Raw genomic sequence first — 14,158 nt, forward strand, 5'->3', positions numbered from 1 at the left:
AAGCAGAAGGGATAAGCATGGCGCTTACTGACCAGTCCACCCGTATCCGTACCGGCGAAGAACTCGATGCCAGCCTGATCGATCCTTACCTCAAGGCCCACATTCCTGGCTTGAGTGGCTTGCCTCAGATCAGCCAGTTTCCCGGCGGTGCGTCGAACCTGACCTACCTGCTGGAATACCCGGAGCAGGAGTTTGTCCTGCGTCGTCCGCCGTTTGGCCACAAAGCCAAGTCCGCACACGACATGGGTCGAGAATTTCGCATCCTCAATCAGCTGCGCGACGGTTTCCCGTATTGCCCCAAGGCCTATGTGCACTGCACCGACGAATCGGTGATCGGCGCCGAGTTCTACGTGATGGAACGGGTCAACGGGATCATCCTGCGCTCCGAACTGCCGCCGGAACTGGGCCTGGACTCGGCGCAAACCGAAGCCCTGTGCAAAAGCTTCATCGACAAGTTCGTTGAACTGCACCGGGTCGACTACAAGGCCTACGGCCTGGGCGACCTCGGCAAGCCCGAAGGTTATGTGGCGCGGCAGATCAAAGGCTGGAGCGATCGCTACGAAAAAGCCCTGACCCCGGACGCGCCGAAGTGGGAAGCGGTCAAGGCCTGGCTCAACGACAAGATGCCGGCCGATCACCCGACCTCCAGCATCGTTCACAACGACTACCGCTTCGACAACGTGATCCTCGACCCGAACAACCCGATGCAAATCATCGGCGTGCTCGACTGGGAACTCACCACGCTCGGCGACCCGCTGATGGACCTCGGCAACACCCTCGCCTACTGGATCGAAGCCGCAGACCCGGCGCCGGTGCAACTAATGCGTCGTCAGCCGAGCCACGCCCCGGGCATGCTGACCCGCCGCGAATTCGTCGATTACTACGCCGAGCGTTCTGGCATCCAGATCGACAATTTCGACTTCTACTACACCTACGGCCTGTTCCGCCTGGCCGGCATCGTGCAGCAGATCTACTACCGTTTCTTCCACGGTCAGACCCAGGACAAACGCTTCGCGCAGTTCATTCACATGAACAAACTGCTGGAGCAGATGAGCCTGCAAGTCATCCAGAAATCTACGCTCTGATCGCGGCGCTGATTGCACCCTTGGCCCCAATAACAAGACTTTTTATAAGAGAATCCCATGTCCAAGACTCAGTTGTTCGACCTCGACGGCAAAATCGCCTTCGTCTCCGGTGCCAGCCGCGGCATTGGTGAGGCCATCGCCAAACTGCTGGCCCAGCAAGGCGCCCACGTCATCGTCTCGAGCCGCAAGCTCGACGGCTGCCAACACGTGGCCGACGCGATCATCGCCGCCGGCGGCAAAGCCACCGCAATCGCTTGCCACATTGGTGAAATGGAACAGATCAGCCAGGTCTTCGCCGGCATCAAGGAACAGTTCGGGCGCCTGGACATCCTGGTCAACAACGCCGCGACCAACCCGCAGTTCTGCAACGTACTGGACACCGACCTCAGCGCTTTTCAGAAGACCGTCGACGTCAACATCCGCGGCTACTTCTTCATGTCGGTCGAAGCCGGCAAGCTGATGCGCGAAAACGGCGGCGGCAGCATCATCAACGTCGCCTCGATCAATGGCATCTCGCCGGGCATCTTCCAGGGCATCTACTCGGTGACCAAGGCTGCCGTGATCAACATGACCAAGGTGTTCGCCAAGGAATGCGCGCAGTTCAATATCCGCTGCAATGCCCTGTTGCCTGGTCTGACCGACACCAAGTTTGCCTCGGCGCTGGTAAAAAACGAGGCCATTTTGAACACCGCATTGCAGCAGATCCCGCTCAAGCGTGTGGCGGATCCAAGTGAAATGGCCGGTGCCGTGCTGTACCTCGCCAGTGATGCGTCGAGCTACACGACCGGGGTTTCGTTGAATGTGGATGGCGGGTTCTTGTCCTGATTCAATTCTCCAGATGAACAAAAGGCAGCCTCCGGGCTGCCTTTTGCCGAGCACGTTCCGGTTCACTCTTTACGCAATCGCACCCTCGTCACTCGCCGCTCTTCGACCTCGACAACGGTCATGCTCCACTCCTGCCAATTGAGCTGGTCTCCAATGATCGGCAGACGATCCAGCAAGCTCATGACCAACCCCGCGAGGGTCTGATAGTCATCCGTCGCTTTAGCCTGGAAGCCAATGTGTTCGCGGATCTGGCTGAGATTCAGCGCACCGCTGACGAGGAAACTTCCATCCTCGGCAACGATGTTCGGGCCTTCGATTTCACTGGCATCCGGCAGCTCACCCGCGATGGATTCGAGGATGTCGGTCATGGTCAGAATACCCATGAAGTCACCGAACTCGTTCACCACGAAAGCGATGTGAGTTGACTCTTTGCGCATCTGTTCCAGTGCGTTGAGAATCGTGAAGTTGTCCAGCAAGTTGATGGCCTGGCGCGCAATGGTTTCCAGGTTGGGCTGGTTTCCTGCCAGCAGCTCTTTGAGCAGCTCCTTCTTGTGGACGAAGCCCAAAGGCTCATCAATGCGTCCCTCGCGGATCAACGGCAATCTGGAGTACGGCGAGTGCATAAGCAGGGTGCGAATTTCTTCTGCAGAATCGGCCAGGTCAATGTGATCGATTTCCGCACGAGGGGTCATGACACCGCGTATCGGGCGTTCGGCCAACTGAAGCACGCCACTGATCATGACGCGTTCGCGACGATGGAAGACCTGATCGGCCTCTTCGCCGGACAGCATGTCAGCGATTTCCTCGCCGACTTCATCTGCCCCCAGCTTGTGGCCACCCAACAAACGCAAAACGGCATGCGCGGTCCGCTCGCGCATAGGGCGATGACCTTGCGCGCTCTTCTTGCGGCGTGAGCGAGCCACCTGATTGAACAGCTCGATCAGGATCGAGAAGCCGATCGCTGCGTAGAGATAGCCTTTCGGAATGTGGAAACCAAGACCCTCAGCGGTGAGGCTGAAGCCGATCATCATCAAGAAACCCAGGCAAAGCATGATGACGGTTGGATGACCATTGACGAATTGGGTCAATGGCTTGCTCGCGATGATCATCAAGCCAATGGAGAAAACCACAGCGATCATCATGACCGACAAGTGTTCCACCATGCCCACGGCAGTGATCACAGCGTCCAGCGAGAAGACTGCATCCAGCACCACGATTTGCGCAACGATAGGCCAGAACATCGCATAGGCTGCATTACCTGAACGTTGTGTCACATGCCCTTCAAGCCGTTCATGCAATTCCATGGTTGCCTTGAACAACAGGAACACACCACCGAACAGCATGATCAAATCCCGGCCCGAGAACGTCTTGTCGAAGGCCTCGAACAAAGGTTCGGTAAGCGTGACCATCCAGGAGATGCTGGCCAGCAAGCCAAGACGCATCAACAACGCAAGGGATAACCCGATGACACGCGCACGATCCCGCTGCTCTGGCGGTAGCTTGTCAGCGAGGATGGCAATGAACACAAGGTTATCGATGCCAAGTACCAGCTCCAGCACGATCAGGGTCAGCAGGCCAAGCCATGCCGTGGGATCAGCAATCCATTCCATAGGAATTATTCAGTCTCTCGTAGAGTGGGGGCGAATGAGTGAATGGCAGGAACACACGAACGCCGGCTCGACGGAGCGGATTTGCTGTTCAGGGGGAAAGCTGCAACCGGGATTTCGAGGTCAAGCGATAGTGGAAAACGAGACCTGCGCCGAATAGCGGAGACCGAATTGAAACAGGGTGTGAATTGAAAACAGCGACTGGGAGGCTCCAGTAAGGTGTTCATATAGACCTGAAAGAAATGGGGGATGAGATCCTACAATGTTTCGGAGCGCCTCATACGAGACGAGTTATTTCAGAATCTGACAGAGGGGCAGTACAGATCGGTAATGCGATGCACCGAATTTTACTCCCGGTGACTCGTAACCCCTCCGGCCAGGCCCCCCTTCCTGGCCCCATAGCGCTGTAGCACTGATGCCTTATACGAACCGACAAACGAATTATTATTCCACCAATTGCATTTGAGGAATTTTTATTCCATAAATAACCTCCCCACAACAAAAATCCAAAAGGCCCCCAGCTATGCGCGAACTCGGTATCGGACTCATCGGCACAGGTTTCATGGGCCGCGCCCACGCCCTGGCCTTTCGCAACGTCAGCGCGGTGTTCGAGCTCCCGCTGAAGCTCAGACTTGCCGCCCTCGCCGACGCCGATCCGACGCGTGCCCGGTTCTGCGCCGACAGCTGGGGCTTCGAAATCGCTCACTCCCACTGGCAACAACTGATCGACGACCCGAAGGTCAATCTGATCGCCATCACCACCCCCAATCACCTCCACTACCCCATGGCCATGGCCGCCATCGCCGCCGGCAAACCGGTGTATTGCGAGAAGCCTTTGGCCGTGAATCTGCAGCAAGCCAACGCCATGCGCCTGGCCGCCAAAGCCGCGGGCGTGGTGACGCGGGTGGGATACAACTATCAGCACAATCCGATGATCGGGCTGGCCCGGGAGCTGATCGACAGTGGCAAGCTGGGGCGGATCATCAGTTTTCAGGGGGAGTTCAGCGAAGACTTCATGGCCGACCCTTCTTCGTCGTGGTCGTGGCGCTGCGATGCCGATCACGCGGGCGGCGCGCTGGCCGATCTGGGCAGTCATTTGCTGGCGATGGCGCGCTATCTGGTGGGCGATGTCGAATCCGTGTGCGCCGACACCCAGACCGTGCACCGCCAGCGCCCTGCGACGGCGGGCAGCCAGGAGCAACGGCACATCGCGGTCGACGATCAGGTCCACGCGCTGCTGCGGTTTGCCAACGGCGCGCGCGGTACGTTCAGCAGCAGTTGGCTCAAGCATGGCTACAAGAATCACCTGAGCTTCGAGATCAGCGGCACGGAAGGCACGCTCGCGTTCGATCAGGAGCGCTTGAACGAGCTGCGGTTGTATCGCGCCGGTCAGGACGGTTTCCAGCGTTTGCTGGCGGGGCCGAACCTGCCGGGCTACGCCGCGTTCAGTCCGGCGGCGGGTCACCAGTTGGGGTACAACGAACTCAAGACGCTGGAAGTGCACGACCTGGTAATGGCGCTGGCCGGCCTTTCCCGGGGCGGCACTGACTTTGAGCAAGCGTGGGAAGTCGAACGTCTGGCGACGGCGATTCGTTTGGCGGCAGACGAGTCACGCTGGGTCAGGATCGAGGACGTCTGAGGTTCAGGCACCGATGACTTGCGGCACCCGTGAGGATGCCGGGTCATTGCACCGCCAGCCGCTCAGGATTATTGAGTGACGCAACGAGTGAGCGTCGTCTCCCGGGTCACCTCTTCGGTCACTCGGGCGTCGCCCATCACTTCTTTCTGCTCAGTGGTTTCACACGTGCGTTGAGGAGCGGGCGGTGGTGCGACGGGCGCAGGCGGAGGCGGACTGGCGCAACCGCTGAGAATCGCTGCGCAAAAGGCGAGCGACAGAGGCGAAAAAGCACGTTTCCCAAGACTGTTCATAGGCTGTCCCGCGATAAGTAATCGACACTTTCCGCGACCCGACACCCTTACCGCGAAGCCGCGGACTGGTCACAGAAAATAATACCCTCGCATTTCTTATAGCCTAGCCAGCCGCCAATGCCAGCAATTGAGGCGCTTAGCCGCTTTTCAACCCTGAAAAACGACAGCTCCTACGAAACCGAGTCCTGTCGCGGATGCAAACTGTTGCTCTCGAGCTCGTAACGCAGCTCCTCAATCAACGATGCGACCGCTTCCGGGGTTCTGAGGTGAGTGACACTCAGGCCACTGACTACCAGATCCACCTGCCCCGACACCGGGTGATACAGCTTCACCGTCACCGAGTTGTCACCCGACACGCTGCAATCACAAGCCAGTGGGGAAAAGTGCTGTTCCAGTTGCGCACGCAATTGCGTCAGATAAATCATTGCGATTCACCCATGGGCCGGCTGACCCCGTCGACTGAAAACCTGTTGAATTGGCCGAGCATGCGACTGTTCCTTAAGCTGTTACGGAGAGGACGCGAGACCGACCAAAAGCCCGTTTCGCACCCTTACAGATTAGGAACTGCCGCGGCTCGCCAGAACATCCATTTGCACTGCCCCGTCTAGTGCATTTGCACCTTAACGCTGACCTTTGGGCCGCCACTCGCTAGAGAACAAACCGCGCTCCCGCGCCCACACAATCGCCTCGCTGCGACTGTGCACATCCAGCTTGGAATACACCGTCGACACATGGTTGCGCACGGTGTTGGGCGCCAGTTTCAGGCGTGCCGCGATTTCCTTGTCCGCGAGGCCTTCGCAGATCAGGCCGAGCACATCGCGCTCGCGGGCAGTCAGGTCGGTGAAGGACACGCTGGGCAATTGCGGCGAGTTGATGTTCTTCACGTTGGCGAGTTTTTCGATCAGCGTACGAGTGAACCAGGAGGCGTCTTTCATCACTTCCTCGATCGCCGCCACCAGCTCCAGCTCGGTGCGCTTGCGTTCGGTGATGTTCATCAACACGAGCAGGTAGCAAGGCTTGTCCTGAATGTTCACGGTGTCGGCCGACACCGTGCAATCGATCAAGGTCGAGTCTTTCCTGCGGATTCTGACATCGACCCGGTCCAGGCTGCCGGCCTTCTCCAGCGCCGCAAACAGCCGGGTGCGTGCGCCCTTGTCATCGATAAAATCGAGCTCGACGACGGTTTTGCCAAGCACTTCTTCACTGGGGTACGCGAGGGTGTCCAGGAAGGCTTCGTTGACGTCGATCACCACCTGATCCTGCGCATCGCAGACCAGCGTCGGCACCGGCGTCAGGCGAAACGCCTTGGCAAACCGCTCCTCGCTCTGACGCAGCGCCACTTCGGCCTTGTGCCGCGGCTCCATGTCGACGAAGGAAAACAGCATGCAGTCTTCCTCGTTGAACTCCAGCGGTTGGCCGGCAACGATCACCTGTTTGCAGCCGCCGTCAGGCAGCTTCAGCTCGGCTTGCATCTGCGGAATCGTGGCGTGATCGCGCAGACGCTCGATCGCCAGGTCTCTTTTTTCAGCCCCGTCCAGAATGTCCAGCTCATAGGTCGAAGCTCCGATCACCTGGTCGCGGGCATAGCCGGTCATTTCCAGGAAGCCCGCATTGACCTTGATGTAACGCAAATCGCTGAGACGACAGATCACCGCCGGCGCCGGGTTGGCGTTGAAGGTCTTTTCGAAACGCTGCTCGGCACTGGCCCATTCCGTGACGTCGTCCATGATCAAAACCAGCGACTCCGGCTCGCCCCCGTTGTCGGTCAGCACCATGCTGCGCACGTTGTGCACCCAGGTGCGTTCTTCGTCGTCGGTCGGTGTCACCTCAACCAGCACATCGGCGAACGTCTCGCCCTTGGCGACGCGGCTGATCGGGTAGTTTTCCGGCGCCACCGGATGATTGTTGCGATAGCGCAAGGCAAAACGCCTGGCGTATTCCTTGGCATTGACACCCAATTCGCCGATCCGGTTGACGCCGTGCATGGCCAGCGCGGCTTCATTGGCCCACAGAATGGTCTGGTCGAGTTCCAGCAGAATCACCCCGTCGGATAACCCGGCGATGATCTGCTGCAACTGACGGCGATTGGTTTCGGTGGTCAGGACGTCCTGGCTCATTGGATCTCCACGGGTGCGGCGGCGCAGCAACGCGCCGCCCTGTGAAGATTACGACCGCGCAGGGGTGGGATAGTGCAAAGGACGTGCAGCCGCCGTGCTACAGAGGCTACATCGGCTACAGCAACGACGCTTCCAGCCCCGCCAGCTTATCCGGATTACGCATGATGAAAATCCGGCTCACCCGCCCCGCCTCGTCAAAATCAAAGGTCAGCGACGCGCTGATGATGCCGTCGGCCTTGATGACCACCCCTCGGGCGCCATTGATTTCCGTGGGCAGCCACTCGCACGCCTGCCAGTAGACATGCAGCGACTGACCAATGAAATCCAGCACGCGGCCAATCCCGAACAGCGTCTCGCGAATCGCCGAAGCCTTGCCGCCGCTGTCGGCGCAGAGTTCGACGTCTTCGGCGAGCATCACCGTCAAGGACGCGGTTGAACCGCTGGCGATGGCGCTGTGGAAGGCACTCAAGAGTTGGTCCTGACGTGCCCGCTCCGGCGGGTAACGGGTGTGTCCGCTGCCGAGGCGGGCCTTGGCGCGGGACACCAGTTTGCGGCACGCCGCTTCCTGTACGCCGACGGCATCCGCGACGTGTGCGTAATCCATGTCGAAAATCTCATACAGCAGGTAAGCGGCCCGTTCCTTGGGAGTCAGCCGTTCCAGCAGCAACAGGAATGCGGTGGACAGCGAGGACGCCAGTTCATGCATGTGTTCGGGGGAATCCTGGTGGGTGGTGTGGATCGGCTCCGGCAGCCAGGTGCCGATGTAGTCGACACGCGACTTGTGCGCCGAGCGCAGCAGGTCAATGCAGTGCCGGGTGCAGGCCGTGGTGAGCCAGGCCGCCGGGGTGGCGATGGCGGCGCGATCAGCCTCCAGCCATTTGATGAACAGCTCTTGCACGACATCCTCGGCTTCGGCGCGGGAGCCGAGGATGCGGTACGCCAGACCCAGCAAAAAGGGCCGGCGCTGCTCGAACACAGCGGCGGCTTTTTCAGCGCAGTTCATCAATCAGTGCCTCGACACCTGCAAACGGTTCCACAGGTTGATCATGCCGATCTCGGCCGTCAAGGCACCGATCTGGGCGTCGTTGAAGTGTTCGCGCAAGTCACCGCGCAGGCTGGCGTAATCGGTCTTTGCATCGAGGACGGTCAGGGCTTCGGTCCAGGCCAGGGCGGCGCATTCAGCCGCCGTGAAATCGCTGACGTGGCGCCAGACGATCAGGCGATCCAGGCGCTCGTTGGTTTCATTGGCATCACGGGCCTCGCGGGTGTGCATTTTCACGCAGAAACCGCACTGGTTGATCTGCGAGGCGCGCAGGTGGATCAGGTGTTTGAGGGTCGGGCTCAGGTCGTGGCTGTCGAGGGTGACATGGACCTGAGTCAGGCTCTCGAACACCTGAGGGATAGACTGCAGAAGGTTGACCGGTTGGGTGTTGGACGGCATCGTGTTGCTCCACTGTCTGGGGGATTTAACAGGATGACGATTGAGGGTTCGGGATTGTGACGTGTGTTGATTTTTGAATTGCCACAGTCAAAAGATCGCAGCCTCGTTTCACTCGACAGCTCCTACAGGGATCGCATTGCAATGCAGGAGCTGTCGAGTGAAACGAGGCTGCGATCTTTTGATCTTCAAGCGGCGAGCTCACCGTCCGCAATCGCCGCCGACGCCGCCAGCATTGCCCGCAACAACACCGCACACCCCGCCGCCAGATCATCCGGCGCGGCGTTTTCGATTTCGTTGTGGCTGATGCCGCCTTCGCACGGCACGAAGATCATCCCGGCCGGACCAAGTTCGGCGAGGAAGATTGCGTCGTGCCCTGCTCCGCTGACGATGTCCATGTGCGACAGCCCCAAACCTTGCACAGCGCCGCGTACCGCTTCGACGCAACCTTTGTCGAAATACAACGGCGGGAAGTCGGCGGTGGGCGTGAGTTCAAAGGTCAGGCCGTGTTCCTCACAGGTGGTTTCGATGACTTCGCGGACTTCGGCGATCATCGAGTCCAGGCGCGCCGGCTCCAGATGACGGAAGTCCAGGGTCATGCGCACTTCGCCGGGGATCACGTTGCGCGAGCCGGGATAGGCTTGCAGGCAACCGACGGTGCCGCAGGCGTGAGGTTGATGGCCGAGGGCAGCGCGATTGACGGCACCGACGATCACTGCAGCGCCGACCAAGGCGTCCTTGCGCAGGTGCATCGGCGTCGGGCCGGCGTGGGCTTCGACGCCGCGCAGTTTCAGGTCGAACCATTTCTGGCCGAGGGCACCCATGACGATGCCGATGGTTTTGTGCTCGTCTTCGAGGATAGGACCTTGCTCGATGTGCGCCTCGAAATAGGCACCGACGGCGTGGCCGCTGACCTTGCGCGGGCCGGCATAGCCGATGGCATTCAGGGCTTCGCCAACGGTGACACCCTCGGCATCGACCTTGGCCAGGGTTTCTTCGAGGGTGAATTTCTCCGCGAATACACCCGAGCCCATCATGCACGGGGCGAAGCGCGAGCCTTCTTCGTTGGTCCAGACCACCACTTCCAGCGGCGCCTCGGTTTCCACACCGAGGTCGTTGAGGGTTCGCAGCACTTCGACCCCGGCCAGTACGCCAAAGCAGCCGTCGAACTTGCCGCCGGTGGGTTGGGTGTCGATGTGGCTGCCGGTCATCACCGGTGGCAGGTTCGGATTGCGGCCGGGGCGGCGGGCGAAAATGTTGCCGACGGCGTCGATGCTGACGGTGCAACCGGCGTCTTCGCACCAGTTGACGAAGATGTCCCGGGCCTGGCGGTCCAGATCGGTCAGGGCCAGGCGACACACGCCGCCTTTGACCGTGGCACCGAGTTTGGCCAGGTCCATGAGCGACTGCCACAAGCGGTCGCGGTTGATGTGCTGATGGGTGGATTGCAGAACGTCTACAGCAGCGTTCATGGTGATCTCCTCAGGCAGTTCTTATGGAATTCTTCAGGCAATTTTTGGTGTCTGGAAGGCCGTCTTCGCGAGCAAGCTTCGCTCCTACAAGGAATACGCGAACCTGTAGGAGCGAGGCTTGCCCGCGATGAGGCCAGTACTCACACCGCAGATTTCGCGACTGACGGGTTAGGCCGCATCGAACACAACCCGTAATAAATCAACCCACCCAACGCCGAACCGGTGAACCAGCCGTAACTATAAAACCAGCTGAACGCATCGCTGCCCAACGACAGCAGCGTCAACGCCACCGGCACGCCAAACGCAATAAACCCGAACCAGTTCCACGCCGGGTACACGTCATCGCGATACAACCCGGCCAGGTCCAGTTGCTGTTTCTTGATCAGGAAATAATCCACCACCATGATCCCGGCAATCGGGCCCAACAGGCTCGAATAGCCCAGCAACCAATTCGAATACACGGTCTCCAGGCTTAGATCCGAGACGATCAATCCAAGCTTCTTCAGCAGTTCATGGGCCATCAGCGCCAGGCCGACCAAGCCGGTGAGGATCACCGCTTTGGTGCGGTTGATGAGCTTGGGCGCGACGTTCTGGAAATCGTTGGTCGGCGACACAATGTTGGCGGCTGTGTTGGTCGACAACGTGGCGATGATGATCAGCGCCATGGCCAACGCGACCCAGACCGGGCTCTGGATATGGCCGATCAGGGTGACCGGATCAGAGACTGTGACGCCCACCAGCTTGACCGAGGCGGCGGTCATCACCACGCCCAGCGAGGCGAACAGGAACATGGTCAGCGGCAAGCCGATGATCTGCCCGACGATCTGATCCTTCTGGCTTTTCGCATAGCGGCTGAAGTCGGGAATGTTCAGCGACAACGTCGCCCAGAACCCGACCATCGCGGTCAACCCGGCGGCGAAGTAACTGACCACGCTGGCCCCTTCCGGACGCTTGGGCGGGATCGCCATCAATTCGGTCATCGACACGTTCGGCATCGCCCACACCAGCAGCCCCACACCGACCAGCACCAACAATGGCGCCGAGAGGGTTTCGAGCCATTTGATCGAGTCCGCACCGCGAATCACCACCCACAGGTTCAAGGCCCAGAACACCATGAAGCCGATCACTTCACCGGTCCCGCCGAGGGCTTTCCAGCCGTCGAACACCGAGCCGAGAAACAGGTGAATGGCCAACCCGCCGAACATCGTCTGAATACCGAACCAGCCGCACGCCACCAGCGCTCGAATCAGGCACGGAACGTTGGAGCCGAGGATGCCAAAGGACGAACGCAGCAGCACCGGGAACGGAATGCCGTACTTGGTGCCGGGAAAGGCGTTCAGGGTCAGCGGGATCAAGACGATGATGTTGGCGAACAGAATCGCCAGCAACGCTTCGCCGACGCTCAGGCCGAAATAGGCGGTAAGCACGCCGCCGAGGGTGTAGGTCGGCACGCAGATCGCCATGCCGACCCACAACGCGGTGATGTGCCATTTGTTCCAGGTTCGTTCGCGCACCTTGGTCGGTGCCATGTCGTGGTTGTACCGGGGACTGTCGAGGACGTCGCTGCCGGCTTCGAGCTCGAACAAGCCGTCGCGCTCGGTCACTTGCGATCTGATCTGTTGCATGGCCGCTCCACTGTTCTTTGAATTATTTTTTGCTCATCAGGGGCTGGCGGCATCAATAAACGTGCCGGGCACCCTGTTTGCGCATCGGGCAGTTCCACAAAAACTTCGCAACCAACTGATGTTTATCAGTTTTATATACAGTTCCGGAAAAGCCCCCCGGTGACTTGCCTATTCACTCAGGCCGAATGTCAGGCAAGTTGTCCGAACAGTCAGGGCTCAATCTGGTGCATACGTCTTTTTTTCAAAGTTGCGCATCAACCATAGACCATCCTCAAGCAGCTGATTTCACATAAGAAATCTCGTTCATTTTGATAACCTGTCAAGTGCGTCAAAATGGTTCAGCGTCACACCATTTTGGTGATTTTCAGTTTTTATCGTTATTTATCAATGCGTTAAAACAGCAATAAGCTTATAAAAAATAATCTTGCTCATTCCATAAACTCAGACTAGTTTCTATTCCTGACAGCGCTGACAGGAATACACCTGTTTGCCTAAGCTTCATATAAAACATTTAGAACCGACCCAAGTCGGTCATTGCCTGCGAGGAACTCGGAATGTCTCTGTTGATCCGTGGCGCCACCGTTATTACCCATGATGAAAGTTATCGCGCCGATGTCTATTGCGCCGACGGCGTGATTAAAGCCATCGGCGAAAATCTTGATGTTCCCGCAGGCGCCGAAGTCCTCGACGGCAGCGGCCAATACCTGATGCCTGGCGGCATCGACCCGCACACGCATATGCAACTGCCCTTCATGGGCACCGTGGCCAGTGAAGATTTTTTCAGTGGCACGGCGGCAGGTCTTGCCGGTGGCACCACGTCGATCATCGATTTCGTGATTCCCAATCCGCAGCAATCCCTGATGGAAGCGTTTCATCAGTGGCGCGGCTGGGCCGAGAAATCGGCGTCGGATTACGGTTTCCACGTCGCGATAACCTGGTGGAGCGAACAGGTTCGCGAGGAAATGGCCGAGCTGGTCAGCCAGCACGGGGTCAACAGCTTTAAGCATTTCATGGCCTACAAGAACGCGATCATGGCGGCCGATGACACCCTGGTGGCGAGTTTCGAGCGCTGCCTGGAACTCGGCGCGGTGCCGACGGTGCACGCGGAAAACGGTGAGCTGGTCTATCACCTGCAACGCAAGTTGATGGCCCAGGGCATGACCGGGCCTGAAGCGCATCCGCTGTCTCGGCCTTCTCAAGTAGAAGGCGAAGCCGCAAGCCGGGCGATCCGCATCGCCGAAACGCTGGGTACGCCGCTGTACCTGGTGCATGTTTCGACCAAGGAAGCGCTGGACGAAATCACCTACGCCCGCAGCAAGGGCCAGCAAGTCTACGGTGAAGTGCTGGCCGGGCATTTGCTGCTGGACGACAGCGTCTACCAACACCCGGACTGGCAGACCGCCGCCGGTTACGTGATGAGCCCGCCGTTCCGTCCGCGCGGCCATCAGGAAGCGCTTTGGCATGGTCTGCAATCAGGCAACCTGCACACCACCGCCACCGACCATTGCTGCTTCTGCGCCGAGCAGAAAGCCGCCGGCCGGGATGACTTCAGCAAGATCCCCAACGGCACCGCCGGCATCGAAGATCGCATGGCCGTGCTCTGGGATGAAGGGGTCAACACCGGGCGATTGTCGATGCAGCACTTCGTGGCGCTGACCTCCACCAACACCGCGAAGATCTTCAACCTCTACCCGCGCAAAGGGGCAATTCGCGTGGGTGCGGATGCGGACCTGGTGCTGTGGGATCCAGAGGGCACGCGGACCATTTCGGCGAAGACTCACCACCAGCAGGTGGACTTCAACATCTTCGAAGGCAAAACCGTGCGCGGCGTGCCGAGCCATACCGTGAGCCAGGGTCGGGTGGTGTGGGCCGATGGTGATCTGCGGGCCGAGCGTGGTGCCGGGCGGTATGTCGAACGGCCGGCGTATCCGGCGGTGTTTGATTTGCTGAGCAAGCGGGCGGAGTTGAACAAGCCTGTGGCAGTGAAACGCTGAGATCGAGGCCTTCGGCCTTCGCGGGCAAGCCTCGCTCCTACAGGGGAACGCATTCCATTAGTAGGA

At 59.3% G+C, this 14,158-nt stretch carries 12 protein-coding genes; 5 read left to right on the forward strand and 7 right to left on the reverse strand.

What is annotated here, in order from left to right; genetic code table 11:
- Positions 1 to 17: 17 nt before the first annotated feature.
- Together ACA049_RS17015 and ACA049_RS17020 are read left to right on the forward strand one after the other, a co-directional pair.
- A complete protein-coding gene (locus ACA049_RS17015; RefSeq protein ID WP_497328461.1) occupies positions 18 to 1,085 on the forward strand; it encodes a phosphotransferase family protein in 1,068 nt (355 codons plus the stop codon).
- A gap of 57 nt (positions 1,086 to 1,142) precedes the next feature.
- Positions 1,143 to 1,910, forward strand: coding sequence for an SDR family oxidoreductase (locus tag ACA049_RS17020; protein ID WP_497328462.1), 768 nt, complete (start codon positions 1,143 to 1,145; stop codon positions 1,908 to 1,910).
- Between the two features lie 62 nt (positions 1,911 to 1,972).
- On the opposite strand, the gene ACA049_RS17025 is transcribed toward ACA049_RS17020, so the two are convergent.
- The gene (locus tag ACA049_RS17025; protein ID WP_497328463.1) at positions 1,973 to 3,520 is read right to left on the reverse strand and encodes a TerC family protein; all 1,548 of its coding nucleotides are present in this window, start codon (positions 3,518 to 3,520) and stop codon (positions 1,973 to 1,975) included.
- Between the two features lie 520 nt (positions 3,521 to 4,040).
- On the opposite strand from ACA049_RS17025, the gene ACA049_RS17030 reads away from it, so the two are divergent.
- Positions 4,041 to 5,156: a Gfo/Idh/MocA family protein gene (locus tag ACA049_RS17030; RefSeq protein WP_497328464.1), complete on the forward strand. Its 1,116-nt coding sequence runs from the start codon at positions 4,041 to 4,043 to the stop codon at positions 5,154 to 5,156.
- 460 nt (positions 5,157 to 5,616) lie between these two features.
- Here the strand turns inward: ACA049_RS17030 and ACA049_RS17035 are convergent, their stop codons facing one another.
- From ACA049_RS17035 to ACA049_RS17060, 6 genes are all read right to left on the reverse strand, one after another.
- Positions 5,617 to 5,871, reverse strand: a complete 255-nt coding sequence (locus ACA049_RS17035; RefSeq protein ID WP_497328465.1) for a DUF1652 domain-containing protein — start codon at positions 5,869 to 5,871, stop codon at positions 5,617 to 5,619.
- 195 nt (positions 5,872 to 6,066) lie between these two features.
- Positions 6,067 to 7,563: a helix-turn-helix transcriptional regulator gene (locus ACA049_RS17040; RefSeq protein ID WP_497328466.1), complete on the reverse strand. Its 1,497-nt coding sequence runs from the start codon at positions 7,561 to 7,563 to the stop codon at positions 6,067 to 6,069.
- Positions 7,564 to 7,678: 115 nt separating this feature from the next.
- Positions 7,679 to 8,566, reverse strand: a complete 888-nt coding sequence (gene sigJ, locus ACA049_RS17045) for an RNA polymerase sigma factor SigJ (RefSeq protein ID WP_497328467.1) — start codon at positions 8,564 to 8,566, stop codon at positions 7,679 to 7,681.
- Between the two features lie 3 nt (positions 8,567 to 8,569).
- Positions 8,570 to 9,004, reverse strand: a complete 435-nt coding sequence (locus tag ACA049_RS17050; RefSeq protein WP_497328468.1) for a carboxymuconolactone decarboxylase family protein — start codon at positions 9,002 to 9,004, stop codon at positions 8,570 to 8,572.
- A gap of 185 nt (positions 9,005 to 9,189) precedes the next feature.
- On the reverse strand, positions 9,190 to 10,473 hold the full coding sequence (locus tag ACA049_RS17055; protein WP_497328469.1) for a Zn-dependent hydrolase: 1,284 nt from the start codon (positions 10,471 to 10,473) through the stop codon (positions 9,190 to 9,192).
- A gap of 140 nt (positions 10,474 to 10,613) precedes the next feature.
- Positions 10,614 to 12,098 carry an NCS1 family nucleobase:cation symporter-1 gene (locus ACA049_RS17060; RefSeq protein ID WP_497328470.1) on the reverse strand — a complete coding sequence of 495 codons (1,485 nt, stop codon included), beginning with the start codon at positions 12,096 to 12,098 and terminating at the stop codon, positions 10,614 to 10,616.
- On the opposite strand from ACA049_RS17060, the gene ACA049_RS17065 reads away from it, so the two are divergent.
- Together ACA049_RS17065 and hydA are read left to right on the forward strand one after the other, a co-directional pair.
- Positions 12,097 to 12,261 carry a hypothetical protein gene (locus ACA049_RS17065; protein WP_497328471.1) on the forward strand — a complete coding sequence of 55 codons (165 nt, stop codon included), beginning with the start codon at positions 12,097 to 12,099 and terminating at the stop codon, positions 12,259 to 12,261. The two genes, ACA049_RS17060 and ACA049_RS17065, sit on opposite strands and share 2 nt — an antisense overlap.
- A gap of 391 nt (positions 12,262 to 12,652) precedes the next feature.
- Entirely contained in the window at positions 12,653 to 14,092 is a 1,440-nt protein-coding gene (gene hydA / locus ACA049_RS17070) for a dihydropyrimidinase (RefSeq protein ID WP_123364390.1), read from the forward strand.
- The last annotated feature ends 66 nt before the right edge of the window (positions 14,093 to 14,158 follow it).

It is taken from the genome of Pseudomonas sp. LBUM1662, assembly GCF_059695915.1.